Source organism: Thermoflexus sp., assembly GCF_025055495.1.
Taxonomy (GTDB): domain Bacteria; phylum Chloroflexota; class Anaerolineae; order Thermoflexales; family Thermoflexaceae; genus Thermoflexus.
In genome coordinates this window covers 1-1899 of sequence record NZ_JANWXB010000278.1, presented here as the reverse complement: position 1 = coordinate 1899, position 1899 = coordinate 1, and the positions used below count along the sequence as shown (strand labels likewise).

Below are 1899 nucleotides of genomic sequence, written 5' to 3'. Positions count from 1 at the left end.
TTCCTCGCCTGATCCCGAAGGGATGCGTCGTCAGGTGGAACGCCGACAGTTGTTGGGCCGTCTGGGGACGCCAGAGGATGTGGGCTACGCCGCGCTTTTCCTGGCCAGCGATGAGTCATCATATGTCACTGGCTCCTTGCTCTTTGTGGACGCCGGAATGACGGCCCAGCTGGAGACGTGGTAGAGAGTTTCCCCCCTCCCCTGTGCGGGGTAACAACCATGGCAACCTGCCAACTTCTTCAGGTTGCTCCGTCTATTTTGCGTTTATCGCCCGAGCAGATGCAGGTCGCTCGCTGGTGCCCGGTTTGCCAGACTCCCACAGCGGTGATCCATCAACGACGGCTCCGTCGCATTCGGGATTTAACTCCGGTGCCGCTGGAGCAAATTCGCTTTCGCTGTAAGCAATGCGGGATAACCTGGACGGCTCAGCCGGAAGTGATCGAGGCTGGTCAGCAGCGAAGTCAGATGCTTCGAGCCCTGGGAGTGCTCCTGTATCTGGCAGGTTTCTCAGGGGCGGCTGCAGCTTTTATGCTGCGCAATGTGGGCATCCGTATTTCGGCGGCAACTATCTATCGAGATGTGCAGAGTCATCGAAGGCGGGTTGGAGCTCGGAACTGGGAGCGATGGCGACGAGCTATCCAGGAGAGTTGGGTGGAAGTCCGGGTAGCTCCTTTCCATCCCGAAAAAGGGAATGCCGCTCCAGGGGCTCTCAGCTTTCCTGCTGGCCAGCTCATGCTTGAACTGGCTTTTGCATGCTCCCCTGGTCTGGATTCATTTCTTCGAATGCTTCTATACGAGCTTCTGGGGAAATTTAATTAAGATCTGTCTCGATTACTCTGCCACCCCAAACCGCGAGTTTGCGGGGAGATGTCGGGAGCCGGCGCTTACTGGGGGATGAGCGCTCAATTGTGCAATTTCGCAAAGGCGGCCTTTCCCCATCCTTGCTCAATATGGCTTATCGGTGGAGGGAGGCGGCCATCCGGCGCCAGGTGTGCCTTCGGCCGCGGATGGCCAGGGAGAGCGCATAAATGTTCTCCGGGAAGGCGATTCCCATGAATCCCGCATCCCCGATGTGGAAGATGTCCACCCCTACTCGTTTGCCGGCCAGCGCCAGCTGCTCTATCACAGAGGCCGTGGCGCCTTCTTGAGAGGTGCCAATGGTTCCCATCACCAAACGACCTGCCCGGTGAATCCGCGCCGCCAGCCGGGCCGCCTCCTCCTCCACCACCCCCGGGACGGTCCCGGGTAGAGGGATCAGGATCCCATCCGCCCCCGCTTCCATCATCGCCTCCACATCCCGCTCCGAGATCACCGGCTCGTCCGCGCCGGCCCGATGCATTTTCCCAGCCAGCATCAGGGGAATGCCGCCGATGGCCTTTCGAATTTGAGCAACCGCCTCAGCGATCCCCTCCCCGGTTACACCGGTTTGGGGATTGCCGGTGATCACCAGGAAATCCACCCCCTGCTCCATAGCGCGCCGGGCGTTCTCCGGGGTGGCCAGTCGACCCAGGGCTCGAGCGGCCTTCTCGGGATCCGGGATCGGTTCCAGGTTCAGACCGACCGGACGCCCGATCCACTCTTTCACCCGCGCAGGAAGTGTGCCCACACCCGTAGACAGGCGCGCCCAGCCCAGATCCAGCTCGACCTCGCCCGGGAAGCCCATCACCTGGGGCTGAAGCACATCGTAGCCGTTCAGCAGGATCAAGTCAGCTCCCATGGCGGCGGCCAGTTCCGCATTGCTAATCCCATCGACCAGGGGAGGAGAGAGCGTCAGAACCTCCGCGCACAGGACCCGTCCTTCCGATCGCCGGATGCTTTCCAGAAGATGCCGGCCATCCATTGCACGGAAATCACTGGCGAAGGCTTCCAGCATGCGCTTAACGGGCATGGTTCCCCACC

2 protein-coding genes are annotated in these 1899 nt (G+C 61.0%); one reads left to right on the top strand and one right to left on the bottom strand.

The genetic code is table 11. From position 1 onward, the window contains the following. The coding region (locus NZM16_RS08980; protein WP_295480018.1) for an SDR family oxidoreductase at positions 1-184 on the top strand (184 nt) is incomplete at its 5' end. A gap of 771 nt (positions 185-955) precedes the next feature. On the opposite strand, the gene NZM16_RS08975 is transcribed toward NZM16_RS08980, so the two are convergent. Next, the coding region (locus NZM16_RS08975) for a hypothetical protein (protein WP_295480016.1) at positions 956-1899 on the bottom strand (944 nt) is incomplete at its 5' end.